The organism is Delftia sp. S65 (assembly GCF_016516495.1).
GTDB lineage: Bacteria > Pseudomonadota > Gammaproteobacteria > Burkholderiales > Burkholderiaceae_C > Comamonas > Comamonas acidovorans.
This window is the reverse complement of the sequence record NZ_JACVUR010000009.1, coordinates 122,877-145,229: the sequence shown is the minus strand read 5'-3', so window position 1 is coordinate 145,229 and position 22,353 is coordinate 122,877. Positions and strand designations below refer to the sequence as shown.

The 22,353-nt window shown below is 69.5% G+C and carries 22 protein-coding genes; 8 read left to right on the top strand and 14 right to left on the bottom strand.

Translation table 11 applies throughout. The annotated features are described in order from the left end of the window. Nucleotides 1-12: 12 nt before the first annotated feature. The 7 genes from IAE24_RS10875 to IAE24_RS10845 are packed head-to-tail and all read right to left on the bottom strand — an operon-like array spanning nt 13 to nt 7,690. On the bottom strand, nt 13-600 hold the full coding sequence (locus tag IAE24_RS10875) for an alkylhydroperoxidase domain protein (RefSeq protein ID WP_013804442.1): 588 nt from the start codon (nt 598-600) through the stop codon (nt 13-15). Continuing rightward, nucleotides 597-1,292: a CMD domain protein gene (locus tag IAE24_RS10870; RefSeq protein ID WP_199960543.1), complete on the bottom strand. Its 696-nt coding sequence runs from the start codon at nt 1,290-1,292 to the stop codon at nt 597-599. The genes IAE24_RS10875 and IAE24_RS10870 overlap by 4 nt, the downstream gene beginning before the upstream one ends. Continuing rightward, nucleotides 1,289-2,419: a putative FMN-dependent luciferase-like monooxygenase gene (locus tag IAE24_RS10865; protein ID WP_199960542.1), complete on the bottom strand. Its 1,131-nt coding sequence runs from the start codon at nt 2,417-2,419 to the stop codon at nt 1,289-1,291. Before IAE24_RS10865 ends, IAE24_RS10870 begins: the two co-directional genes overlap by 4 nt. After that, on the bottom strand, nt 2,400-4,091 hold the full coding sequence (locus IAE24_RS10860; RefSeq protein WP_199960541.1) for a dipeptide ABC transporter ATP-binding protein: 1,692 nt from the start codon (nt 4,089-4,091) through the stop codon (nt 2,400-2,402). The genes IAE24_RS10865 and IAE24_RS10860 overlap by 20 nt, the downstream gene beginning before the upstream one ends. Next, on the bottom strand, nt 4,088-5,044 hold the full coding sequence (locus IAE24_RS10855) for an ABC transporter permease (protein WP_199960540.1): 957 nt from the start codon (nt 5,042-5,044) through the stop codon (nt 4,088-4,090). Before IAE24_RS10855 ends, IAE24_RS10860 begins: the two co-directional genes overlap by 4 nt. Continuing rightward, the gene (locus IAE24_RS10850; RefSeq protein ID WP_012202987.1) at nt 5,041-5,988 is read right to left on the bottom strand and encodes an ABC transporter permease; all 948 of its coding nucleotides are present in this window, start codon (nt 5,986-5,988) and stop codon (nt 5,041-5,043) included. The genes IAE24_RS10855 and IAE24_RS10850 overlap by 4 nt, the downstream gene beginning before the upstream one ends. 28 nt (nt 5,989-6,016) lie before the next feature. Then, nucleotides 6,017-7,690 (bottom strand): TIGR04028 family ABC transporter substrate-binding protein, encoded by a 1,674-nt coding sequence (locus IAE24_RS10845; RefSeq protein ID WP_199960539.1) that lies wholly within the window; start codon nt 7,688-7,690, stop codon nt 6,017-6,019. A 252-nt stretch (nt 7,691-7,942) separates the two neighbouring features. On the opposite strand from IAE24_RS10845, the gene IAE24_RS10840 reads away from it, so the two are divergent. From IAE24_RS10840 to IAE24_RS10830, 3 genes are all read left to right on the top strand, one after another. Next, nucleotides 7,943-8,494: an OsmC family protein gene (locus IAE24_RS10840; protein ID WP_199960538.1), complete on the top strand. Its 552-nt coding sequence runs from the start codon at nt 7,943-7,945 to the stop codon at nt 8,492-8,494. Nucleotides 8,495-8,519: 25 nt separating this feature from the next. Then, nucleotides 8,520-9,344, top strand: a complete 825-nt coding sequence (locus IAE24_RS10835) for a VOC family protein (RefSeq protein ID WP_199960537.1) — start codon at nt 8,520-8,522, stop codon at nt 9,342-9,344. A 116-nt stretch (nt 9,345-9,460) separates the two neighbouring features. Then, the gene (locus tag IAE24_RS10830) at nt 9,461-10,717 is read left to right on the top strand and encodes an Hsp70 family protein (RefSeq protein WP_099751589.1); all 1,257 of its coding nucleotides are present in this window, start codon (nt 9,461-9,463) and stop codon (nt 10,715-10,717) included. On the opposite strand, the gene rsmI is transcribed toward IAE24_RS10830, so the two are convergent. Beyond that, nucleotides 10,718-11,659 carry a 16S rRNA (cytidine(1402)-2'-O)-methyltransferase gene (gene rsmI, locus IAE24_RS10825; RefSeq protein WP_192367366.1) on the bottom strand — a complete coding sequence of 314 codons (942 nt, stop codon included), beginning with the start codon at nt 11,657-11,659 and terminating at the stop codon, nt 10,718-10,720. It abuts the gene before it with no gap. On the opposite strand from rsmI, the gene IAE24_RS10820 reads away from it, so the two are divergent. From IAE24_RS10820 to IAE24_RS10810, 3 genes are all read left to right on the top strand, one after another. Beyond that, nucleotides 11,659-12,075, top strand: a complete 417-nt coding sequence (locus IAE24_RS10820; RefSeq protein ID WP_013804432.1) for a YraN family protein — start codon at nt 11,659-11,661, stop codon at nt 12,073-12,075. The genes rsmI and IAE24_RS10820 overlap by 1 nt on opposite strands. A 73-nt stretch (nt 12,076-12,148) precedes the next feature. Next, nucleotides 12,149-12,757, top strand: a complete 609-nt coding sequence (locus tag IAE24_RS10815; RefSeq protein WP_012202994.1) for an SIS domain-containing protein — start codon at nt 12,149-12,151, stop codon at nt 12,755-12,757. Then, nucleotides 12,754-13,485, top strand: coding sequence for a BON domain-containing protein (locus IAE24_RS10810; protein ID WP_063327425.1), 732 nt, complete (start codon nt 12,754-12,756; stop codon nt 13,483-13,485). Before IAE24_RS10815 ends, IAE24_RS10810 begins: the two co-directional genes overlap by 4 nt. 199 nt (nt 13,486-13,684) lie before the next feature. Here the strand turns inward: IAE24_RS10810 and IAE24_RS10805 are convergent, their stop codons facing one another. From IAE24_RS10805 to IAE24_RS10790, 4 genes are all read right to left on the bottom strand, one after another. Continuing rightward, nucleotides 13,685-14,596, bottom strand: coding sequence for an NAD(P)-dependent oxidoreductase (locus IAE24_RS10805; protein WP_012202996.1), 912 nt, complete (start codon nt 14,594-14,596; stop codon nt 13,685-13,687). A gap of 125 nt (nt 14,597-14,721) precedes the next feature. Continuing rightward, on the bottom strand, nt 14,722-15,858 hold the full coding sequence (locus IAE24_RS10800; protein WP_012202997.1) for a PilT/PilU family type 4a pilus ATPase: 1,137 nt from the start codon (nt 15,856-15,858) through the stop codon (nt 14,722-14,724). A gap of 121 nt (nt 15,859-15,979) precedes the next feature. Continuing rightward, on the bottom strand, nt 15,980-16,612 hold the full coding sequence (locus IAE24_RS10795; RefSeq protein ID WP_012202998.1) for a cyclic nucleotide-binding domain-containing protein: 633 nt from the start codon (nt 16,610-16,612) through the stop codon (nt 15,980-15,982). A gap of 31 nt (nt 16,613-16,643) precedes the next feature. Then, nucleotides 16,644-17,687 (bottom strand): type IV pilus twitching motility protein PilT, encoded by a 1,044-nt coding sequence (locus tag IAE24_RS10790; RefSeq protein ID WP_012202999.1) that lies wholly within the window; start codon nt 17,685-17,687, stop codon nt 16,644-16,646. A 37-nt stretch (nt 17,688-17,724) separates the two neighbouring features. Between IAE24_RS10790 and IAE24_RS10785 the strand changes: the two genes are divergently transcribed. Beyond that, complete coding sequence (locus IAE24_RS10785) at nt 17,725-18,450, top strand: YggS family pyridoxal phosphate-dependent enzyme (RefSeq protein WP_099734814.1); 726 nt, start codon at nt 17,725-17,727, stop codon at nt 18,448-18,450. A 38-nt stretch (nt 18,451-18,488) separates the two neighbouring features. Here IAE24_RS10785 and IAE24_RS10780 read toward each other — a convergent pair whose 3' ends face one another. Next, entirely contained in the window at nt 18,489-19,757 is a 1,269-nt protein-coding gene (locus tag IAE24_RS10780; RefSeq protein WP_199960536.1) for a branched-chain amino acid ABC transporter substrate-binding protein, read from the bottom strand. A gap of 26 nt (nt 19,758-19,783) precedes the next feature. Further along, the gene (locus IAE24_RS10775; RefSeq protein ID WP_199960535.1) at nt 19,784-20,506 is read right to left on the bottom strand and encodes a TetR/AcrR family transcriptional regulator; all 723 of its coding nucleotides are present in this window, start codon (nt 20,504-20,506) and stop codon (nt 19,784-19,786) included. A 158-nt stretch (nt 20,507-20,664) separates the two neighbouring features. Between IAE24_RS10775 and IAE24_RS10770 the strand changes: the two genes are divergently transcribed. Then, a complete protein-coding gene (locus tag IAE24_RS10770) occupies nt 20,665-22,263 on the top strand; it encodes an AMP-binding protein (RefSeq protein ID WP_199960534.1) in 1,599 nt (532 codons plus the stop codon). Nucleotides 22,264-22,353: the final 90 nt, after the last annotated feature.

Genomic DNA, 22,353 nt, shown 5'->3' with positions numbered 1-22,353 from the left:
GGGCGGCCGCCCTCAAGCCGTGGTCCGTGGCTCGCCCAGCGACAGCATGAGCCGGTTGGCCCAGTTGAAGAAGGCCGTGCCGTGCAGCACATCGGAGATGGCGGCATCGTCCAGGCCTGCGGTGCGCAGCGCATCGATGTGGGCGGGCTCCAGCGCAGGCGGCGTCTGGGTCAGCGCCACGGCCGCCGTGACGATGGCGTTCCAGCGCGGCCCCAGGTCCGTGCCCGGGCCTTCGTCGAGCAGGCGCTGCACGTCGCCGCCCCTGCGCGAGAAGTGCGTGGCAAAGCGCGCATGGACCGAGGCGCAGTAGATGCAGCCATTGGCGCGCGAGGTGGCCGCAGCGGCCAGCTCGCGCTCGGCACGCGGCAGGCCGGCGTCGGGGTTGTAGAAGATGTCCTTGTCGGTGCGCGTGCGTGCGCCCAGCGTGTCGGGGTCGCGCGCCAGCAGGCGGAAGTAGGGCGACTGCGCGCGTGAGGCATCGACCAGGCCTGCATGGTGGCGTTCGGTCAGCTCGCTTTCTTCCAGTGGCTCAATCCAGGGCAGCCAGTCGAGCTGTTCCTGGGTGAAGACCTGGGGAGCGGCGGAGTTCGTTGAGGTCATGGCTGGGCTTGCAGGGTGGTGGGTTGATGGGCTGCCTGGGGCGCGGGGCGTGCAGCCAGCACGCGCAACCCCGCCACCACGCGGATCTGGAAGGACAGGAAGGACGCCAGCTGGGACAGGATGACGATGTCCGTCTCGCTCCAGCCCGCCTGTTGCAGCGCCTGCAGGGCCCCGGCGCTGGCGTCGCGCGGGTGGTAGGCCAGCAGGTGGGCATGGGCCAGCGCCGCGGCCAGGCGCGGGCCCAGCAGTGCGGCGTGGGCCAGGTCCACGGCATAGGCGGGGCCGGGCTGGTCCTCGCGGCTCAGCGGGCCTGCCGGGTAGCTGCCGTAGGGGCCGTGCGGGCCGCTGCCGGCCTGCAGGCTCTGGGCGCGGCCACGCACCACTTCGGACGCCACCACGGCGGCCAGTTCCGCATCCTCGATGGCCAGCGCGCGTGTATAGAAGACGGCGCTGCGCGGCTCGCCATGCAGCCCGGCCGTGAAGGCGGCCAGGGCCAGCCGCTCGCGCAGCGAGACCGTGCCGGGCACAGGCTCGGCGGGCGTGAACAGGGCGGCAAAGCTTTGCTGGGCCTGCGTGCGTGCCTCGGTGCGGTGGCGGCGCACGCGGTCCAGGGCGCTGCCGGGGGTGATGTCGGCGAGGTGGTCGATCACGTCGCCGGGAAAGCGGGGCGTTGCGGTGGTGTTCATGGTCATGCGGCTTGCAGCAGTCCGGCCCGGACTGCGGGGAGGGAAGAGGGCGCTGGGGTGGACGTGGATGTGGACTCATCGGCACGGCGCCAGCCCAGGGCCGGTGCCACATGGGCGGCCGTCAGCTCGATGGAGCGCAGGATGGCGGCGTGCGGCGGATCGATGGAGTGCACCTGGAAGACGATGTCGCTCACGCGCGCCAGCGCCGTGTCGGCGCGCAGCGAGGCGATGACCTCGTCGGGCGTGCCCACATGCACGTCGTAGGCGGCGATGAGATCGGCCAGCGGCGCCTGCGGATCGACGCGGGCCGCCCATTGCGAGGGCTGGGCCGCATGGCGCAGGGCCACGCGGCGCAGGCCGGCCTCGGCCCAGCGCAGCGCATCGTCTCGGCGGTCGGCCACGAACAGCGTGCGCGAGCCCAGGATGCGCGGCGCCCGCCCTGCGGGCAGGCGGGCGAGGTAGGCGTCGATGATGGGGTTCTGGATCTCGGACAGCGTGGCCTGCGGCGCACCTTCGGGCCGTGGCTGGGTGCGCGACAGCATCAGGCCGTCGCCGTTGGCCCCGGCCCGCGCGCCGCCCTCGGCCGAGAACGTGGCCTGCCAGACGCGCTCCAGCAGCTGCGGCGCGGCCGGGTACAGGCGCACGCCGCCGGCCAGCGCGCGCCCGGCCCAGGCGTCCTGCAGCACGCCGAAGTTGCGTGCGAAGACGGCGCCGCGCTCGGCGCCCTGCACGCCAAAGGCCTCGAAGGATTCGGCCGTGCCGCCCGTGCCCAGGCCCACCTCCAGGCGGCCGCCGGTCAGCAGGTCCAGCACGGCCGCGTCCTCGGCCACGCGCAGCGCGTTTTCCAGCGGCAGCGTGATCACGCCCGTGCCGATGCGGATGCGCCGCGTGCGCGCCGCCACATGGGCCAGAAAGACGAAGGGCGAGGGCAGGCCGCCCTCGCTTTCATGGAAATGGTGCTGGGCCACCCAGGCCGAGTCGAAGCCGTGGGCCTCGGCATGGGCGATCTGCTCGGCCACCAGGCGGTAGCGCTCGCCGGCCGGCGCATCGTCGAGCAGGCGGCTGAAGAAGCCCAGGCGCGGGCCGTTGCGGGAGCCGTGGCCACGGTTGGTATCAGGCGGGGTGAGGGACAAAATCAATGCTCCTTTTGCCGGGAATGGCGTCCATGAGTTCGCGCGTGTAGTCGCTGGTGGGGCGCTGGAACACCTCCTCCACGCTGCCCGCGTCCACCACCCGGCCCGCGCGCAGCACCGACACCGTGTCGGCAATCTGGCGCACCACGGCAAGGTCGTGCGAGATGAAGAGATAGGTCAGCCCCAGGTCCTGCTGCAGCTGGGCGAGCAGGGCCAGGATCTGCGCCTGCACCGTCACGTCCAGGGCCGATACGGCCTCGTCCAGCACCAGCACCTGCGGCTGCAGCACCAGGGCGCGCGCAATCGCCACGCGCTGGCGCTGGCCGCCCGACAGCGCATGCGGGCGCCGCTGCAGCACGGCGGCCGGCAGGCCCACGCGCTCCAGCATGTCGTGCACGCGCCGGCGGCGCTCATCGGCCGGCAGCGGGTCGAAGTTCAGCAGGGGCTCCTCGATGATGTCGAACACGCTCTGGCGCGGGTCCAGAGAACTGAACGGGTTCTGGTAGACCAGCTGCACGCGGCGGCGCAGCTGGCGCAGGGCCTCGCCGCGCAGGCCCGTGACCTCGGTGCCTTCGATGCGGATGCGGCCCGCCGTGGGCCGACCCAGGCCCACGATGGCGCGGATGGTGGTGGTCTTGCCCGAGCCCGACTCGCCCACGATGGCATGCGTGCTGCCCCGGCGCACGCGCAGTGACACGCCGTCCACGGCGCGAAAGATGCCGCGCCCGTGGGCGGAGGCATGGCCGGGGGCCGCGAACTCGTGCACCAGGTCCTCGACCTCGATGGCCCAGTCATCGGCCGTGGCGGGCCTGGGCGTGCGGCGCGGCGCGGGCGCCAGAGAAGGCGCATCGGCCAGCAGCCGCCGCGTATAGGCGCTTTGCGGATTGCGCAGCAGCTCCAGCGTGGGACCCTGCTCCTGGATGCGGCCACCCTGCATGACGACCAAGCGGTGCGAACGGTCGGCCGCCACGCCCAGGTCATGCGTGACCAGCAGCACGGCCGTGCCGGTCTCGCGGCGCAGCGCATCGATCAGGTCCAGGATGCGCCGCTGCACGGTCACGTCCAGCGCGCTGGTGGGCTCGTCGGCAATGATGAGGGCGGGCCGCAGCGCGATGGCGATGGCGATCAGCACGCGCTGGCGCATGCCGCCCGACAGTTCGTGCGGATACTGGCGTGCGCGCAGCGCGGGCTGGGACAGCCCCACGCGGGCCAGCAGCTCCAGCACGCGCGCCTGCACGGCCGTGCGGTCGCGCAGGCCGTGGATGCGCAGGATCTCGCCCACCTGGTCGCCCACCGTGCGCACGGGGTTCAGCGACATGGTGGGGTCCTGCGGCACCAGGCTGACCACGCGGCCGCGGATGGCGTTCCAGCGTGCGGCCGGCCAGCCCGAGACCTCGGTGCCCTGCAGGCGGATGCTGCCGTGCTCGCGGTGGCCGTTGTCGGCCAAAAGGCCGATCACGGCCTGGGCCGTGGTGGTCTTGCCCGAGCCCGATTCGCCGACCAGGGCCACCACCTCGCCCGGCGCCACGGAAAACGACACGCCGTGCACCACGCGCTGTGCCTGGCCTGCGGCATCGCGGTAGGCCACGGCCAGGTCCTGCACTTCGAGCACGGGGGCGGTCGTTGCCACCGCTGGTGCGGCGTGGATGCGTTCCTCGATGGCGGCGCTCATGCAGGCCTCCGTGCGAAGGCCGTGGCGATGCGGTTGGCCGCCAGCACCACGGCCACCACGATCAGGCCCGGCGCCGTGGTCAGCCACCAGGCGGTGGCGATGTAGTTGCGGCCTTCGGCGATCAGCAGCCCCCATTCGGGCGTGGGCGGCGGCGCGCCGTAGCCCAGAAAACCCAGGGTGGAAATCGCAAGGATCGCCGAGCCGAACTGCAGCGCCGCCATGGCGATGACCGACGTCAGCGAGTTGGGCAGCACATGGCGCCACAGCACGGCGGCAAAGCGCCCGCCGCTGCCAAAGGCGGCCTCCACATAGTCGGAGCGGCGCACGCGCACCACCTCCGAGCGCACCAGGCGCGCGAAGCTGGCCACCGAGACCACGCCTACGGCAATGGCCGCGTTGATGGTGCCAAAGCCCAGCACGATGATGATGGTCAGCGACAGCAGCAGCGAAGGCACGGCCAGCAGCACATCGACCAGGCGCATCAGCGCATCCTCCGTGCGCCCGCCCGTGGCCCCGGCCAGCAGGCCGATCAGCGTGCCCACGGCCAGGCCCACGCCCACGGCCACGAAGGCGCCCGACAGCGAATGCACGGCGCCATGCACCACGCGCGCCCACAGGTCGCGCCCCAGCGCGTCCGTGCCCAGCCAGTGCGCGGCGCTGGGCGCCAGCAACTGCTGGCCGGCCTGGCCCGCGATCGGGTTCTGGTGGGCGAACCAGCCGGGCGCCAGCGCCCACAGCGCGGCCACGGCAATCACCAGCCAGGCCAGGGCCAGCGTGGGCGGCAGGCGTTTCAGGGATTGCAGGCGGGCCGGCAAGGCGAAGCCGCGGCGCGGGGCGGCTGGCGCAGGGGCCAGGGACGACGCTGGCAGCGCCGTGGGAATGGGAGTAGGAGTGGCGGGCGCGGCCTGGGCATCCAGGGCCGGGGAAAGAGCGCTTGAGACGGCAGTGTTCATGGCCGGTTCTCCACGGAATGGCGCAGGCGCGGATCAAGCAGCGGGTACAGCAGATCCACGGCGAGGTTGATGAGTACGAAGGCGGCGGCCGAGACGACCACCACGGCCTGGAGCACGGCCGTGTCCTGGTTGCCCACGGCCTGCTGGGTCAGCGTGCCCAGGCCATTGAGGCCGAACACGGCCTCCGTCACCACGGCGCCGGCCAGCAGCTCGCCGAACAGCACGCCGGCAATGGTCAGCGTGGGCAGCAGGGCATTGCGTGCCACATGGCGCAGCAGCACCCAGCGGCGCGAGGCGCCCTTGGCCCGTGCCACGGCCACGAAGGGCTGGGCCAGCACGGCGTCGATATTGCGCAGCAGCACCTGGGCCAGCGGCGCCGAGATCGGTACGGCCAGGGTCAGCGTGGGCAGCACCAGTCCTTCCCAGGGGCCGGGATTGATCACGGCGATCCAGCCCAGGCGGAACGACACCACCTGGATCAGCATGATCCCCAGCCAGAACACGGGCACCGAGACAAAGACCGAAGGCAGCGAATACAGCGCGTTGCGCAGCCAGGCAAAGGGCGCCAGGCTGGCAGCCGCCGCCAGCGCCACGGCCAGCAGCGCGGCTGCGGCAAAGCCCAGGGCCGCGAGCTTGAGCGTGGGCGGCAGGCTGGTGGCCAGGCCCTGGCTCACCGGCACGCCGGCCTGCAGCGAATAGCCGAAATGGCCCGTGAGGAACTGGCCCAGCGTGTGCAGGTACTGCTGCCACACGGGCTGGTCCGAGCCGTAGGCGGCGCGGATGTCGGCAATCTCCTGCGGGCCCAGGCCCAGCTCGGGGTTCAGGAACTTGATCAGCACGGCATCGCCCGGCAGCAGCTGCAGCAGGATGAACGAGACCGTGAAGGCCGCCCACAGCACCAGGGCGGCCTGGGCGATGCGGCTGAGCAGATAGCGGCGCGGCATGGGAGTGGTTCCTCAGGGAGCGTTCCGGTCAGCGCCTGGCCAGCCAGGTGCTGTAGAAGCTGGGCCGGCCCACGGCCTCGAAGCCCACGTCACGCACCCAGCCCGCGCCCGCAAAGGCCTGGGGTTCCTCGAAGATGGGGATCACATAGGCCTGGTCGATCAGGTAGTTCTGCACCTCGCCGGCCAGCGCCAGGCGCCTGGCGGCATCGGTCTCGGCCGCGATGGCGTCGAACAGGCCGTTGAGCTTGGTGTCCTCGAAGGATTTCACCTTCTGGCTCACGCCGCCCTTTTGCAGCAGCACGTTGCGGTTGGTCGGGTAGTAGTTGCTCTTGATCACGTCGGGATCGGCGCGGCCCACCATGCCGGGCAGCACGCCGGTCTTGTCGGGGTCCAGCGTGTCCACGGCGCGGCTGCCCGCGTCGCCCGACAGCACGTTGAGCTTGACGCCGATGTGCGCCCACTGCTGGGCCACGAGCTGCAGCGTCTCCTTGTTCTGCGGCTGGGGCAGGGACTCGTAGGTGGAGAGCACGAAATCGCGGCCGTCCTTCTGGCGCAGGCCGTTGGCGCCCAGCGTCCAGCCGGCCTCGTCCAGCAGCTGTTTCGCCTTGGCCTCGTCATAGGCCAGCTTGGCCGACAGGTCCACGAAGCCGGCCGCCGTGGAGGCAATCACCGAGCGCGCCTGCGGATAGCGCGGCGAGAACAGCGTCTCCACGATCTCCTTGGCATTGGTGCCGTGCAGCAGGGCCTGGCGCACCTTGAGATCGGCCACCAGGGCGTTGTCCGGGCGGATGGCCACGCTGTTGTTCACGCCGCGCGTGGGCGGGGCGTAGATGCTGAACTTCTGGTCCTCGACGCGCTTTTCGTCGTAGGCCTGGATCTGGCGGATCAGCCCGGCCTGGCCGGCCAGCAGCGCGCCGATGCGCACGCTGTCCTCGGGCGTGACGATGAACTTCACCTCGTCCAGCCGCGCGCGGCCCTGGTGGGCCAGCTTGGCGGGACCCCAGGCATAGTCCTTGCGCACCTTGAGCACCAGCTCCTTGCCCAGCGTCTCGCTGGCCACCACGAAGGGGCCGGAGCCGATGATGCGCGTGGCGTCGCCCAGCTCCTCGAAGGGGCGGTCCAGCGTGGCTGGCGAGACCAGGCCCGAGCCGATCACCGAAGTTCCCTGCAGAAAGCCCGGCGAAGGCTTCCTGAAGAAGAACTTCACCGTCAGCGGGTCGACCACCTCGCTGCGCTCGTAGTTGTTGATCACCTCGGACACCGGCTGCTTGAGCGCCTTGTTGCCCAGGCCATAGGTGTCGAAGTTGCGCGCCACGGCCGCCGCGTCCAGCGCCGTGCCGTCGGAGAAGGTGACGCCGGGGCGCAGCTTGAAGCGGTACTCGGTGGCATCGGCATTCACGGTCCAGGATTCGGCGATCCAGGGCTGGATCTCCAGCGTCTTCGGGTCCTGGTAGGTCAGCTTGTCGGTGATCTGGTTGAGCACGCCGCCGTTGGGATAGAAGCCCCCGGCCGGCGGATAGAGGTTGGTATGGGCCTGCTGCTCTAGGTAGACCAGGGTGCCGCCTTCCACGGGGCCGGCAGCCGCGCCCGCCTGGGCCGTATCGGCCTGCTTGGAGCACGCCGCCAGCAGCAGGCTGCTGCCCGCCAATACCGCTATCGCGGCCTTCCATGCCACCTGAGCCGCCTTCGATTGGGAAAACACGTTCGTACCTCGCCGCCGCTGGGGCGCTGAAAAAACAAGACTGCCGGCCACAGGACCGGCTCCATGTTTTTCATGCTATCGATGCCAAATATTTGCGCTCATATATCGAGTTGCATCGTTATTTGGAAAACGACTAAGGGATGGGCCCCCTGCATATCTGCCCAGTGCATAAGCGCAGACGGATTCGTTTGTTTGCCGCGCATGCGGCGGTCCCAACAATGGGCTGGTACTTCCTTCACCGAAAGCCCGTCCATGAGCCATCTCAACGAATACCTCGCCGAAAAGCGCGCCGCCGTGCTCGCCCGCAGCGCCGCCATCGCGGCCGGCACGGCCCAGCCCGCCCACCTCAAGGCCCACGTGCGCGCCGAGGGCCGCAGCGGCGTGCGCCGCCTGCGCATCCGCGAGCACCAGGTCATCAGCGACAGCCCGCCCGACTTCGCGGGCTACAACCTCGGCCCCAGCTCGCCCGAGCTGCAGCTGGGCGTGCTGGGCACCTGCGTGACCCACATCTTTCTGATCCAGGCGGCCGAGCGCCAGGTGCCCGTGGAGAGCCTGGAGGTCGAGGTCACGGGCATCATCGACCCGCGCGGCGGCAAGCCCGGCCACGAGGCCACGCCCATCTGGCCGCATGAGATCGGCTACACCGTGCACATCGACTCGCCTGCCAGCCGCGCCGAGATCGATGCGCTGTTCGAGGCCGTGGAGCGCACCTGCCCCATCCTCAACCTGCTGCGCAATCCGCAGAACATCCGCGCCGAAGTGCGCCACACCGACTCCAGCGCCGCCGCGCGCCTGGCAGCCTGAACACCGTGCGGAAAGCACCCCTGCCATGACCCTGCCACTCGACCACATCGTCATCGCGGTCCAGGACCTGGAACGCACCATTGTCGACTACACCGCGCTGGGCTTCAACGTGCTGCGTGGCGGCGAGCACCCGGGCCGCTCCACGCACAACGCCCTGGTGGTGTTTGCCGACGGCGCCTATTTCGAACTCATTGCCTGGCGGGCGCCCGCGCCCGAGGAACGCTGGTGGCAGCAGCTGCAGCGCCATGGCGAGGGCATTGTCGATTTCGCGCTGCTGCCCACCGAGACCGGCGCCGTGGTTGCCGCCGCCCAGGCGCGCGGCCTGGACTACGAGGCGCCCTACGAAGGCGGCCGCCTGCGCCCCGACGGCGCGCAGCTGCGCTGGCGCAATGCACGCGCCCGCAGCCAGGACCTGCCCTTTCTCTGCGGCGACCTCACGCCGCGCGCCCTGCGCGTGCCTGAGGGCGATGCACGCGTGCACCCCAACGGCGCCACCGGCGTGGCCCGGCTGTACGTGGCCGTGCATGACCTGCGCGCCAGCCTGGCGCGCTGGCGCGCGCTGCTGGGCGAGGGCGCCGACATTGGCGAGGCCCGGCTGTCGGACGACGGCAGCGCTTACCGCGCATCGCTGAGGCTGGGCGCCACTGCGCTGGTGCTGGCTGCGCCCGCCCAGAGCGTTGCCACGGGCGCCCTGGGCCACCGTCTGGCCACGCGCGGTGAAGGCCCTTATGCCATCGAGCTGCAGGTACGCCAGCCCGCGTCTGCGCTGGCGCTGGACGAGACCGCCACGCATGGCGCGCGCATCGTGCTGGCCCAGGTTTCTCCGGCCAGGGAAACCGCCGCCGCCTAGGCGAAATGCGTGGGCGCTAGAATGGCGCCCCGCTGACACCCATGCCCACCCCGGTGGGCGTTTTCGTTGCAGCTGCGGCCTTCCTTGAGGGGTGCCGTGGCGCGGCGCTGCTTGCCATGACGACTGCTTCCACTCCTGCCACGCTGGGCATAGATTTCGGTACCTCCAACTCCGCCATGGCCTGGCGCGCCCCCGGCCAGACCGCACGCCTGCTGCCGCTGGAGGGCGATGCCTGCGGCATGCCCACGGCGCTGTTCTTCCATACGGACGAGCACAGCACCCATTTCGGGCGCGACGCCATGGCCCAGTACCTGGACGGCGAGCCGGGCCGGCTCATGCGCTCCCTCAAAAGCCTGCTGGGCAGTGCGCTGCTGCAGGAAAAGACGGCGGTGCACGATCAGTTCGTGAGCTACCAGGACATCATCGGCCTGTTCCTGCGCCGCGTGGCCGACCGGGCGCGTGCCTCGCTGGACGGCCGCCTGCCCGAGCGCGTGGTGCTGGGCCGGCCCGTGCATTTCGTGGACGACCATCCCGAGCGCGACCGCCAGGCCCAGCAGGCCCTGGCCGATGCCGCGCGCGCCGCAGGCCTGGGCGAAGTGGATTTCCAGATGGAGCCCATTGCCGCCGCGCTGGACTACGAGCAGCGCCTCACGCAGGAATCCGTGGTGCTGGTGGTGGACATCGGCGGCGGTACCTCCGACTTCACCGTCGTGCGCCTGGGCCCCGAGCAGGCCGGCCGCAGCGATCGCCGCGACGACATCCTGGCCACCAGCGGCGTGCACATCGGCGGCACGGACTTCGACCACCGGCTCAACCTGGCCCAGCTCATGCCGCTGCTGGGCTACCGGCACATCGGCCCCAGCGGCCGCGAAGTGCCCAGCCGCGTGTTCTTCGACCTCTCGACCTGGCACCTGATCCAGTGGCTGTACTCGCCCAAGGCCCTGGCCGAGGCGCGCAACCTGCGCACTGACTACAGCGACCAGCGCCTGCACAAGCGCCTGATGGAAGTGCTGGAGCTGCGCGAAGGCCACCGCCTGGCCGCCGTGGTGGAGCAGGCCAAGATCGAGGCCTCCACGCGCCATGCCGAGTCGCCCATCGAGCTGGGCTGGCTGGAATCGGGCCTGTCCGCCGCCATCTCGCCCGAGGTGCTGCACGAGCAGCTGCAAGGCCCGCTGCAACAGGTCGTTGCCTGCGCCCAGGACTGCCTGCGCCTGGCCGGCGTGGCGCCCCAGGCGCTGGACGCCATCTACCTCACGGGCGGCTCATCGGCCCTGCGCACGCTGCGCGATGCGCTGCGCGAGGCCTTCCCGGGCGTGCCGCAGGTCGAAGGCGACCTGTTCGGTGGCGTCGCCACCGGCCTCGCGTATGCCTGATCACTCCGCGTCGCCGTCCTCCTCGGCGGCCTGCTTGATCGCCAGCGCGGCGTCATAGAGGCGGTTGCGCGGTGCGCCCGTGATCTCGGCGGCCAGGCGCACGGCGGTCTTGGTGGGCAGCTCGGCCAGCAGCAGGCGCAGCACGCGCAGGGCGTCGGCGTCGGCCTCATCGCCACCCAGGGCCACCGGGTGCAGCACCACGGCGAATTCGCCCTTGCTGCGCTGGGGCACGGCCTGCAGCCAGGCCGGCAGCGCGCTGGCGGGCATGGTGGCAATGTCCTCGAACTGCTTGGTGATCTCGCGTGCCAGCGTCACCGGGCGCTCGCCCAGCGTGGCCAGGGCTGCGGCCAGGTCGGCAATGCGGTGGGGCGCCTCCAGCAGCACGGTGCAGCGCGGCTGCAGGGCCAGTTGCTGCACGGCAGCCAGGCGCTCGGCCGACTTGGTGGGCAGAAAGCCTGCGAAGACGAAACCTCCCTCGCCCTGCGAAGGCGTGACCGCGCCGGCCACGCTGATGGCGGCCGTGATGCTGCTGGCGCCGGGCAGCGGAATGCAGCGCAGGCCCGCGGCCTGCACGGCTGCGCACAGGCGTGCGCCGGGGTCGCTGACGCCGGGCGTGCCCGCATCGCTGACATAGGCGATGCGCTGGCCCTGCTGCAGCCGCGCCACGATCTGCTGGGCCGCCTCGGCCTCGTTGTGCTGGTGCACGGCCAGCAGCTGGCTGCCGGGCCGGTCCAGTCCATAGGAGCGCAGCAGGCCCTGCGTGTGGCGCGTGTCCTCGCAGGCCACGCAGTCCACCAGCTGCAGCACATGCAGGGCGCGCAGGCTGATGTCGGCCAGATTGCCGATGGGAGTGGCCACCACGTAGAGGGCGCCCTGCGGATAATGCTGGGATGCCGCAGCATCCTTGGCTGCGCCCAGCGCGGTGGCGAAAGAGGTAGTCAATGGGTTTCCTTGCGAAAAAGCCGGCAGGCGCGGGGCCGTCTGCCCTCACGACCCGGCACCGGGGCCAGCAGGCCGAGGATGCGGCGCTGGCCCATCTGCAGGCGGCCGGCCTGCGTCTGGTCGAGCGCAATTATCGGACGCCGGGCCGCGGCGGCGGCGAGATCGACCTCATCGTGCAGGCGCGCGACGGCACCGTGGTCTTCGTCGAGGTGCGCAGCCGCGGCACGCGCGCCTTCGGCGGTGCCGGCGCCAGCATCGGTGCCACCAAGCAGCGGCGCATCGTATTTGCGGCGCGCCACTACCTGATGCGCTGGTCCGCGCCGCCGCCATGCCGCTTCGACGTGGTGCTGGTCGAGCCCGGTGCCGGGTCCGCCGTGCAGTGGCTGCAGGCCGCCTTTGACGCCGAAGGCGCCTGATCCGTTACCGCTGCAGCACAAATAACGCCTGGCTACGAAAGACTTCAAGGGCGGCAGTTATCATCGGGCCTCCATGCTTGAGCAACGTATCCAACAGCATTTCATCGACAGCGCCGACCTGAAATACCAGGCCGCCCAGGCGCTGAGCCAGCCCATTGCGGCGGCAGTGCAGGCCATGCTGGCCTGCGTGACCAGTGGCGGCAAGGTTCTGGCCTGCGGCGCAGGCGCCTCTGCCAGCGATGCCCAACTCTTCGCCGCCCTGTGCGTGGCCGGCTTCGAACGCGACCGGCCCGAGCTGGCTGCCGTGGCCCTGGTCTCCGACGGCGGCCTGCTGGGCACCGTGGGCGCCACGGGCTCGGGCGGCAACGCCACCCAGTACCTGGCGCGCCAGATACGCGCCCTGGGCCAGCCCGGCGACCTGCTGCTGGTGCTGTCCGCCACGGGCAACGACGTGGCCGTGCTGGAGGCCCTGGATGCCGCCCATGAGCGCGACATGATGGCCGTGGTGCTGACCGGCCGCACGGGCGGCTCGCTGGCCGGCCGCGTGCGCGAGACCGATGTTCTGATCTGCGTGCCGCACGACCGTGCGGCGCGCGTGCGCGAAACCCATACGCTGGTGCTGCACTGCCTGTGCGACGGCGTGGATGCCCAGTTACTTGGTGAACAGGAGATGCCTCTATGAAGTTCCGTTGGTCCCGCGCCGCCTGCGGTGTGCTCGCCGTCGCGTCCCTGGGCGCCGCCCTGTCGGGCTGCGTCGCCCTGGTGGGCGGCAGCGCCGTGATGGCCGGCATGTCGGTGGCGGACCGCCGCACCACCGGCACCCAGGTGGAAGACCAGGGCATCGAGCTGCGCGCCAACAACCGCATCGCCGAAGTGCTGGGCGACAAGGCCCATGTCAACGTCACCAGCTACAACCGCCAGGTGCTGCTGACCGGCGAGGCCGGCAATGAGGCCGACCGCCAGACCATCGAGAAGCTCGTGCGCGAGCAGCCGACGGTGCGCAATGTCTTCAACGAAGTGGTGGTGGCTCCCTTCACCTCCACGCTGAGCCAGCGCTCCAAGGACACGCTGATCACCACCCAGGTCAAGGCCAGCCTGCTGGACGCCAAGGACATCCAGGCCTCGGCCTTCAAGGTCGTGACCGAGAACAAGGTCGTCTTCCTGATGGGCATCGTCACCCCGCGCGAAGCCAAGCGCGGTGCCGAGATTGCACGCGGCATCAACGACGTGACCAAGGTCGTGCGCGTGGTGGAAGTCATCTCCGAGGACGAACTGGCCCGCATGCAGCCCCAGTCCGCCCCCGTGGTCACCGACGACTCCGGCAAGGCCGCCGCAGCCAGCGCTCCCACCAGCCTCTCGGAAAGCAGCCTGTCCACCCCCGCAGGCGCCACCGCCACCCCGGTGAAGTGATCACCGCCGCCTGAAAGCAAAAGCCGGAACATGTTCCGGCTTTTTGTTTTGGACATAGGAAGATCTCGTTCCTCAGGGCATAGCACTTGAATCTGGCAGGGCCTAAAGCCAGGGACACCAAGCAAGGGCCGCCCCGCAGCGATGGTGCCGTCCCCCTCCCTTGCGAAGCAAGTAGAGAGGGGGAAGCGGCGTAAGCCGCTCAGGGGGTGAGCCTCTTGATGAGGCTGGAGGTATCCCAGCGCCTGCCGCCCATCTGCTGCACATCGGCATAGAACTGGTCCACCAGGGCCGTGACGGGCAGGCGCGCGCCGTTGCGCTGGGCTTCGGCCAGCACCAGGCCCAGGTCCTTGCGCATCCAGTCCACAGCAAAGCCGAAGTCGAACTTGCCTTCGGCCATGGTGCGGCCACGGTTGTCCATCTGCCAGCTCTGGGCGGCGCCCTTGCCGATGACATCGAGCACGCTGGGAATGTCCAGTCCCGCGCGCTGGCCGAAGGCGATGGCCTCGGACAGGCCCTGGACCAGGCCGGCGATGCAGATCTGGTTGACCATCTTGGTGAGCTGGCCGGCACCGCTGTCGCCCATCAGCGTGCAGGCGCGCGAGAAGGCCATGGCCACGGGCTGCATGGTGGCGAAGGCGGCCTCGTCACCGCCGCACATCACGGTGAGCTGGCCGTTCTGGGCGCCGGCCTGGCCGCCCGAGACGGGTGCGTCGATGAACTGCAGGCCCAGCTCCAGCCCGGCCGCATGCAGCTCGCGCGCGACTTCGGCCGATGCCGTCGTGTGGTCGGCGAAGATGGCGCCGCGGCGCATGCCCGCGAAGGCGCCGTCCGGCCCCAGCACGACCGAGCGCAGGTCATCGTCATTGCCCACGCAGCTGAACACGATGTCGGCGCCGGCCACGGCCTCGCGCGGCGTGGCCGCATGGCCGCCGTTGAACTCCTCGCACCAGGCGCGGGCCTTGGCCGGCGTGCGGTTGTAGACCGTGACGCGGTGGCCTGCCGTGGCCAGGTGGCCGGCCATGGGGTAGCCCATGACGCCCAGCCCGAGGAAGGCCACGGAAAGAGGGGCGGTGTCCGCATAGCTGCGGGCGGCGATGGAGGAGTCGGACATGGAAGCAATCCTGAGAGGTGGTGGGAGGCGGGTGGCGCAGGGCCGCGTCCGGCGCGGCCCTGGAAGGAGCCGGCATGCCGGCTCAGCGCACTGAAGGCGCGGTCAGGGCGTGCATGGCACGCCCCTCAGACGATGGCGAAATGCTCGGTGCCCGCCGCCAGGTCCAGCGACTTGGCGCGCTGGCTGCCCAGCTTGATCTGCAGCCGCAGGTCGTTGACCGAGTCGGCATTGCGCAGTGCATCCTCGTAGGTGACCAGGTTGGACTCGAACAGGTCGAACAGCGCCTGGTCGAAGGTCTGCATGCCCAGGTTGCGGCTCTTTTTCATGATCTCCTTGATCTCGGTGACCTCGCCCTTGAAGATCAGGTCGGAGATCAGCGGCGAGTTGAGCATCACCTCGATGGCGGCCACGCGGCCCTTGCTGTCCTGCTTGGGCAGCAGGCGCTGGGAGACCATGGCGCGCAGGTTCAGCGACAGGTCCATCAGCAGCTGCGGGCGGCGGTCCTCGGGGAAGAAGTTGACGATGCGGTCCAGCGCCTGGTTGGCGCTGTTGGCGTGCAGCGTGGCCAGACACAGGTGGCCGGTTTCCGAGAAGGCGATGGCGTGCTCCATGGTCTCGCGGTCGCGGATTTCGCCCATCAGGATCACGTCCGGCGCCTGGCGCAGGGAGTTCTTGAGCGCCGCGTCCCAGCTGTCCGTGTCCAGGCCCACTTCGCGCTGCGTGACCACGCAGTTCTTGTGCGGGTGCACGAATTCGATGGGGTCCTCGATGGTCACGATGTGGCCGTAGGAGCTTTCGTTGCGCCAGTCCACCATGGCGGCCAGCGTGGTGGACTTGCCCGAGCCCGTGGCGCCGACCAGGATGCACAGGCCGCGCTTGGTCATGGCCACCTCCTTGAGCACCTGGGGCACGCCCAGGCTGTCGATGGTGGGCAGGGCCAGCGGAATCGTCCGCATCACCATGCCCACGCGGCCCTGCTGGATGAAGGCGTTGACGCGAAAGCGCCCTATGCCCGGCGGCGAGATGGCGAAGTTGCACTCCTTGGTGCGCTCGAAATCGGCGATCTGCTTGTCGCTCATGACCGAGCGCGCCAGCGTCAGCGTGTGCACGGGCGACAGCGGCTGCGGCGACACCTTGGTGATGCGCCCGTCGATCTTGATCGCCGGCGGGAATTCCGCCGTGATGAACAAGTCGCTGCCGTTGCGGCTGACCATGAGCTTGAGCAGGTCGTTGATGAACTTGGTGGCCTGATCTCTTTCCATTGCCGTATTCCCCCGGGCATTGCGCGCCGTTGTGGCGCACAGGTTGTTTTGTTATTTGCAGGTAGGCCGGTCCGGCCCGCAGGGGCCAGGCGTCCTCATATTCAACTCACTCACTCACTGTCTATGTGTGCTGCTCTTCGCCCAGGCGCACGCTGATGGCGCGCAGCCGGAACGAGAGCTTGCGCGCCAGCAGCGCCATCAGCTTGGCGGCCAGCGCGGCGTCCTTGGCCATCATCTCGTCCAGCGCCTCGGCGCTGAGCACGCCGATCTCGCAGTCGGTCAGCGTGGTGCAGCTGGAAAAGCGCGGACCGCCGTCCAGCAGGGACATCTCGCCCAGGATGTCGCCGGGCCGCGTCTGCGCCAGGCGCATGCGCTCGCCCCAGGGCTGCTGGCGCTCCACGGCGATCTGGCCGGACAGCACCACGGCCATGAAGCTGCCGTTCTCTTCCTGGCGGATCACGTCGCGTTGCGGTGCCACGGCCGCGTAGATGAAGTATTCACTGAGCCGCTGCAGGCTGGCCGCATCCAGCTGGCCCAGGTAGCGGTCGCGCGACCACAGCTGCTCCAGCTGGCCCCCGCCGCCGCGCGGCAGCCGCGTGGCCCCGACCTCGATGGCTCGTGCCTCCCAGGGAACGGGAGGAGTGTGCGGGTCCATGAAGCCATGCGCCGCCAGCGTGGTCGTGAAGAAGGCCGACTCGGAGGCCGGGGCCGAAGGCTCCTGGCCGCTTCGCAGCTTGCGGAAAATGCTTTTCATGGCGCGTGGCGAGAGGCTGGGCGGGTGGCGGTCAGCCCGGGAAGTTGTCCGGTATCTTGGCCTTGGCGCGGGCTTCCGCCGGGCTGATCAGGTTGCGCCGCACCAGATCGGTCAGGTTCTGGTCCAGCGTCTGCATGCCCACATTCTGACTCGTCTGGATGGTGGAGTACATCTGGGCCACCTTGGCCTCGCGGATCAGATTGCGGATGGCGCTGGTGCCCAGCATGATTTCGTGGGCCGCGATGCGGCCCTGGCCGTCCTTGGTCTTGCACAGCGTCTGCGAGATCACGGCCTGCAGCGATTCGGAGAGCATGGCGCGCACCATCTCCTTTTCCTCGGCCGGGAAGACGTCAATGATGCGGTCGATGGTCTTGGCGGCGCTGGAGGTGTGCAGGGTGCCGAAGACCAAGTGGCCCGTCTCGGCTGCGGTCATGGCCAGGCGGATGGTTTCCAGGTCACGCATTTCGCCCACCAGGATGGCGTCCGGGTCCTCGCGCAGCGCCGAGCGCAGGGCGGCCGAGAACGACTGCGTCATCGGCCCGACTTCACGCTGGTTGATCAGGCACTTCTTGGAGTCGTGCACGAATTCGATGGGGTCCTCCACCGTCAGGATGTGCCCGTACTCGGTCTCGTTGAGGTGGTTGACCATGCCGGCCAGCGTGGTGGACTTGCCCGAGCCCGTGGGGCCGGTCACCAGCACCAGGCCGCGCGGCTTCAGGGCCAGGTCGCCGAAGATGCGCGGCGCGTTGAGCTGCTCCAGCGTCAGGATCTTGCTGGGAATGGTCCGGAAGACGGCGGCCGCGCCCCGGTACTGGTTGAAGGCGTTGACACGAAAGCGCGCCAGGCCCTCGATCTCGAACGAGAAGTCCACCTCCAGGAACTCCTCGTAGGCCTTGCGCTGGGAGTCGCTCATGATGTCGTAGACCATGGCGTGGACCGTCTTGTGGTCCAGCGGATCGACATTGATGCGGCGCACATCGCCGTGCACACGGATCATCGGCGGCAGCCCCGCGGACAGGTGCAGGTCGGAGGCCTTGTTCTTGACGCTGAATGCCAGCAATTGGGTGATGTCCACGGAGTTCGCTCCCTCGTTTGGTACGCTGGCGGCAATTATGACGACGATTGAAAACAAGCTTCAACAGATTCACGAACGGATTGCCTCGGCCTGCGCGCAGGCGGGCAGGGCGTCCGGCTCGGTGCAATTGCTGTCCGTCTCCAAGACCTTCGGTGCCGACGCCGTGCGCGAGGCCGTGCTGGCCGGCGAGCGCAGCTTCGGCGAGAACTACATCCAGGAGGGCGTGGAAAAGATCGCCGCCGTGCGCGCCATGGGCCTGCCGGGCGGAGAGGCCCTGCAATGGCATTGCATAGGCCCCATCCAGAGCAACAAGACGCGCCTGGTGGCCGAGCATTTCGACTGGGCCCAGACCGTGGACCGCCTGAAGATCGCCGAGCGCCTGTCGGCCCAGCGCCCCGAGGGCCTGGCGCCGCTGCAGGTCTGCATCCAGCTGAACGTGGATGGCGGCGAGACCAAGGCCGGCGTGGCGCCGCAGCAGGCGCTGGAGCTGGCCGCTGCCATCGTGCAACTGCCGCGCCTGGCGCTGCGCGGCGTGATGAGCATTCCCGACGATGCGCCGGGCTTCGAGGCCCAGCGCGAGGTGCATGCCCGCGCCACGGCCGTCTTCGAACAGATCCGCGCCAGCGGCCTGCCGGGGCTGGAGCGCTTCGACACGGTATCCATGGGAATGACCGGCGACCTGGAAGCGGCCGTGGCCGCAGGCAGCACGATGGTGCGCGTGGGCAGCGGCATCTTTGGCCAACGAAACTACGCCCCGCGCTGACCAGGGCGTAGCTGGCTTGGCTGGCGGGGCAGGCCGCCTCAGCGCCCGCCGGGCCGCTTCATCTGGCAGTCCGTGGGCAATTCCACCTGCTCGGGCGTGTAGACGGCATCGGTGCGAAAGCCGTAGTTCGTGCCTTCCCAACCGGCCTTGACCAGCTTGCCGTCCACGGGCGCGATGGTGTTGACCACCTGGGGCAGCAGCAGCTGGTGGTCCTTGCCGCGCATGCGCACGGGGCCGACCACGGTGTCCATCTGCAAATCCTCCATGGCCAGCGCGATCTTCACGGGTTCGGTGGACTGTGCCTTGGCCATGGCGGCGGCCAGCATGCGCGGCACCAGGTCCATGCGCGGTGCCAGGAAGTCCTTGCCCATGCGGGCCTTGTATTCCTGGGCGCGGGCGTCGGCCAGCGGGCGGCCGGCCTGGCCCGGGTGCCATTCGGCCACCCAGGTCAGCTGGCCGATGCGGGTCTGGGCGAAGGATGTCACCGTGCCCGGCATGCCGCCTGCGCTGTGGTTGAAGTAGCGCAGGTCATAGCCCGAGTCGGCAGCGGACTTGAGCAGGAGCGTCAGGTCCTGGCCCCAGTTGCCCGTGATCACCGAGTCCGCCCCCGTTTCCTTGATCTTGGCCACATAGGGTGCGAAGTCCTTGACCCGGCCTATGGGGTGGAGCATCTCGCCCGTGAACTGGATGTCGGGCCGGGCCGCGCTCACCATCTGGCGCCCGTACGCCGCCCACTGCTTGCCGTGGGCGTAGTCCTGGTTGAGCAGGTAGACCTTGCGGATGCCCGGCTGGGTCTTGATGTAGCTGGCAATCGCCTGCATGCGCATGGCGGTGTTGGCATCGAACATGAAATGCCAGAAGCTGCAGGCCTTGCCCGTCAGCTCGGGGTCGATGGAGGAGTGGTTGAGCACCAGCACCTCCTTGCCCGGATTGCGCTGGTTGTGACGCGATGCCGCCTGCACCAGCGCCGCCACCACCGAAGAGCCCGAACCTCCCGTCACCACCACGCGCGCGCCCTGGTCAATGGCCGCCTGCAACGCGGCCTGGCTTTCCTGGGCCGAGAGCTTGCTGTCGAACTGCAGCAGCTGCAGCTTCGCGCCGTTGAACAGCCCGCCCTTGGCGTTCACGTCCTCGACCGCGTATTGCACGTGGTCGCGCATCAGCTCGCCCGTGCTGACGAAGGGGCCGGACAGCGGGTCGATGAAGGCGATCTTGAACGTGTCGGTTCCCTGGGCGTGGGCGGCCGTGGCGCACAGCAGGGCGGCGGCGAGAACGATGGATGGCCGGGAAAAGCGGCGTACGGGCATGTCTTGTCTCCTCGAAGGAATGGTCGTCAGTCCTTGCCGGGCGGCTCGGCGCGGAGCCGGCTGCGCCGTGCAGGCGTCTTTTTCGCGGGGGATGCGGCAATGGCTTCGGGCATGGTGGCTGGCGCCGTGCGCAGGCCCAGCACGCGGCTGGCCAGCTCGGTCAGCTCGGCCACCATCTCGGCCGTGCCCAGGCGGCCGCCGGGGCGGTACCAGTTGTAGAGAAAGCCCGGCAGGCTGCAGGCGGCCTGGGCGGTGATGCGTGTCTCGCGAAAGTCCAGGTGGCCGCTGGCGCGGCCTTCTTCGAGCAGCGCGCAGAACTGGCGGTAGAACTGGCGCGCCAGCGTGCGCGAGGCCTTCATGTACGCAGGGCTGAAGGCCTGGGGCTCGCGGTACGGAAAGAAGGCCGCCGGATAGTGGGCAATGGTGGCCGCGATCAGGCGCTGCAGGCCGTCCACGGCCTTCTCGTGCGCGGCGCGCGGATCGTCGGCTGCGAAGTCCAGCACCGTGAAGCAGGCCTCGGTGGGCGCCCAGCACAGGGTCTCGAAGATCTCCTGCTTGTTGCGGAAGTAGTAGTAGACGAAGGGCTTGGTCACGCCCAGGGCCTGGACGATCTGCTCCATCGTGGTGTTGGCGTAGCCGTTGCGGTCGAACAGGGCCTCGGCCGCCTTGAGGATGCGTTCGCGCTTTTCATCGGAGCCGGCCGTGGGAAGGCGCTGGCGGCCGCGCGGGGTGACAGGGGGCTTGGGCATGCGGGAATCTCGTGTCGCGTCGGTGGCTGCGATGGTTATACCGATGGGTAGCAATGTTCTACCAGCGGGTATATATTGGCAAGCCGCTGGACCCCAAAACAAATCAAGGCTATCCCTTAGGACTGGTTCCGGGATGGCCAGACACCCAGGAGACAAGCATGGCGGATTCCGAGACCCTCATTCCCCTGCATGAGGCCCTGCGCCGCAATGCGCGCAACCACCCCGGCCGCGACGCCTACATCTGGTATGGCCGCCACATCAGCTGGGCCGAGGTGGATGCGGCCAGCGACGCCTTTGCCGCGCGGCTGCAGGCGCTGGGCGTGGGCCGGGGCGAGCCCGTGGCGCTGTTCATGAACAACTGCCCGCAGTACATCGTGGCGCACTACGGCATCCAGAAAGTCGGCGCCATCGTCTGCCCCTGCGGGCCGCTGAACAAGGAGCATGAGCTGCAGTACCAGCTCGATGACCTCAAGGCCCGCGTCATCGTCGCGGCCGATGTGCTGCTGCCCGTGGTGGACAAGGTGCGCGCCAGCACGGCGCTCAGGCATGTGCTGGCCGTGCGCTATGGCGACTGGCTTCCTGAATCGGCCACGCTGGCGCTGCCGCCCGAACTGCAGGCCCCCGTGCAGCCGCTGCCCGAGGGCGTGGAATCGTTCTGGGATGTCATGCACAGCGGCGCCAAGCCCGTGCCCGTCGATGTCGCCATGGACGATGTCTCGCTGATGACCTATACCTCGGGCACCACGGGCCTGCCCAAGGGCGCCATGCTCAGCTACGGCAACGCGGCCAGCAAGACGGCCGGCGCCTCCAGTGCCACGGGCGTGAACGCCGGGGACATGCTGCTGGCCGTGGCGCCGCTCTATCACATTGCCGGCATGTCCATGGGCGTGAACATGCCCGTGCACAGCGGCGCCACCTGCGTGCTGCTGCACCGATTCGACCCGCTGGCCGTGGCCCAGGCCCTGGAGCGCTACCGCGTGACCTGGTGGTACAGCATCGCGCCCATGAACGTGGCCGTGATGCAGCTGCCGGGCGTGGAGGCCATGGACTTTTCCGCGCTGCGCCGTAACACCGTGACCAGCTTCGGCATCGCCTACACCGAGGAGCTGGCGCGGCAGTGGAAGCGCTTCACCCCGAACTGCATCTCCAGCGAGGCGGCCTATGGCCTGAGCGAGACCCACACCATGGACACCTCCATGCCGGGCGACGCCATCCGCTGGGGCACGCACGGCAAGCCGCTGCCGGGCAACGAGGTGCGCATCATCGACCCCGAGACCGGCGAGCCGCTGCCGGCCGGCGAAGTGGGCGAGATCACCATCCGCGGCCCCGGCAACTTCAAGGGCTACTGGAACAAGCCCGAGGCCACGGCCAGGACCCTGAAGAACGGCTGGGTGCACACGGGCGACATGGGCCGCATCGACGCCGATGGCTACCTGACCTTCATCGGCCGCTTCAAGGAAATGATCAAGGTCTCGGGCTACAGCGTCTTCCCCGAGGAGGTGGAGGCCATCCTCATCAAGCATCCGGCCGTGGCCCAGGCCGCCGTGATCGGCGTGCCCGACCCGCACAAGGGCGAGGTCGTGCGCGCCTTCATCGTCACGCGGCCGGGCCAGCAGATCGCGGCCGAGGACCTGGTGCAGTGGTCGCGCGAGAACATGGCCAGCTACAAGGCGCCGCGCGAGGTGCGTTTCATCGAGGCGCTGCCCGCCACCGGCGCGGGCAAGGTGCTGCGCAGGATGTTGAAAGACACCCCCTGAGTCGCTTCGCGCCTTCCCCCTCTCTACCCGCTTCGCGGGGGAGGGGGACGACACCTTCGGTGCGGGGCGGCCCTTCCTCGGTGCCCCTTG

Coding starts and splice junctions, on each gene's coding strand:
- IAE24_RS10875 (WP_013804442.1), bottom strand. CDS start 600: ATGACCTCAACGAACTCCGCCGCTCCCCAGGTCTTCACCCAGGAACAG.
- IAE24_RS10870 (WP_199960543.1), bottom strand. CDS start 1,292: ATGACCATGAACACCACCGCAACGCCCCGCTTTCCCGGCGACGTGATC.
- IAE24_RS10860 (WP_199960541.1), bottom strand. CDS start 4,091: ATGAGCGCCGCCATCGAGGAACGCATCCACGCCGCACCAGCGGTGGCA.
- IAE24_RS10855 (WP_199960540.1), bottom strand. CDS start 5,044: ATGAACACTGCCGTCTCAAGCGCTCTTTCCCCGGCCCTGGATGCCCAG.
- IAE24_RS10850 (WP_012202987.1), bottom strand. CDS start 5,988: ATGCCGCGCCGCTATCTGCTCAGCCGCATCGCCCAGGCCGCCCTGGTG.
- IAE24_RS10840 (WP_199960538.1), top strand. CDS start 7,943: ATGAGCCATCTCAACGAATACCTCGCCGAAAAGCGCGCCGCCGTGCTC.
- IAE24_RS10835 (WP_199960537.1), top strand. CDS start 8,520: ATGACCCTGCCACTCGACCACATCGTCATCGCGGTCCAGGACCTGGAA.
- IAE24_RS10830 (WP_099751589.1), top strand. CDS start 9,461: ATGACGACTGCTTCCACTCCTGCCACGCTGGGCATAGATTTCGGTACC.
- IAE24_RS10820 (WP_013804432.1), top strand. CDS start 11,659: ATGGGTTTCCTTGCGAAAAAGCCGGCAGGCGCGGGGCCGTCTGCCCTC.
- IAE24_RS10815 (WP_012202994.1), top strand. CDS start 12,149: ATGCTTGAGCAACGTATCCAACAGCATTTCATCGACAGCGCCGACCTG.
- IAE24_RS10810 (WP_063327425.1), top strand. CDS start 12,754: ATGAAGTTCCGTTGGTCCCGCGCCGCCTGCGGTGTGCTCGCCGTCGCG.
- IAE24_RS10805 (WP_012202996.1), bottom strand. CDS start 14,596: ATGTCCGACTCCTCCATCGCCGCCCGCAGCTATGCGGACACCGCCCCT.
- IAE24_RS10800 (WP_012202997.1), bottom strand. CDS start 15,858: ATGGAAAGAGATCAGGCCACCAAGTTCATCAACGACCTGCTCAAGCTC.
- IAE24_RS10795 (WP_012202998.1), bottom strand. CDS start 16,612: ATGAAAAGCATTTTCCGCAAGCTGCGAAGCGGCCAGGAGCCTTCGGCC.
- IAE24_RS10785 (WP_099734814.1), top strand. CDS start 17,725: ATGACGACGATTGAAAACAAGCTTCAACAGATTCACGAACGGATTGCC.
- IAE24_RS10780 (WP_199960536.1), bottom strand. CDS start 19,757: ATGCCCGTACGCCGCTTTTCCCGGCCATCCATCGTTCTCGCCGCCGCC.
- IAE24_RS10775 (WP_199960535.1), bottom strand. CDS start 20,506: ATGCCCAAGCCCCCTGTCACCCCGCGCGGCCGCCAGCGCCTTCCCACG.
- IAE24_RS10770 (WP_199960534.1), top strand. CDS start 20,665: ATGGCGGATTCCGAGACCCTCATTCCCCTGCATGAGGCCCTGCGCCGC.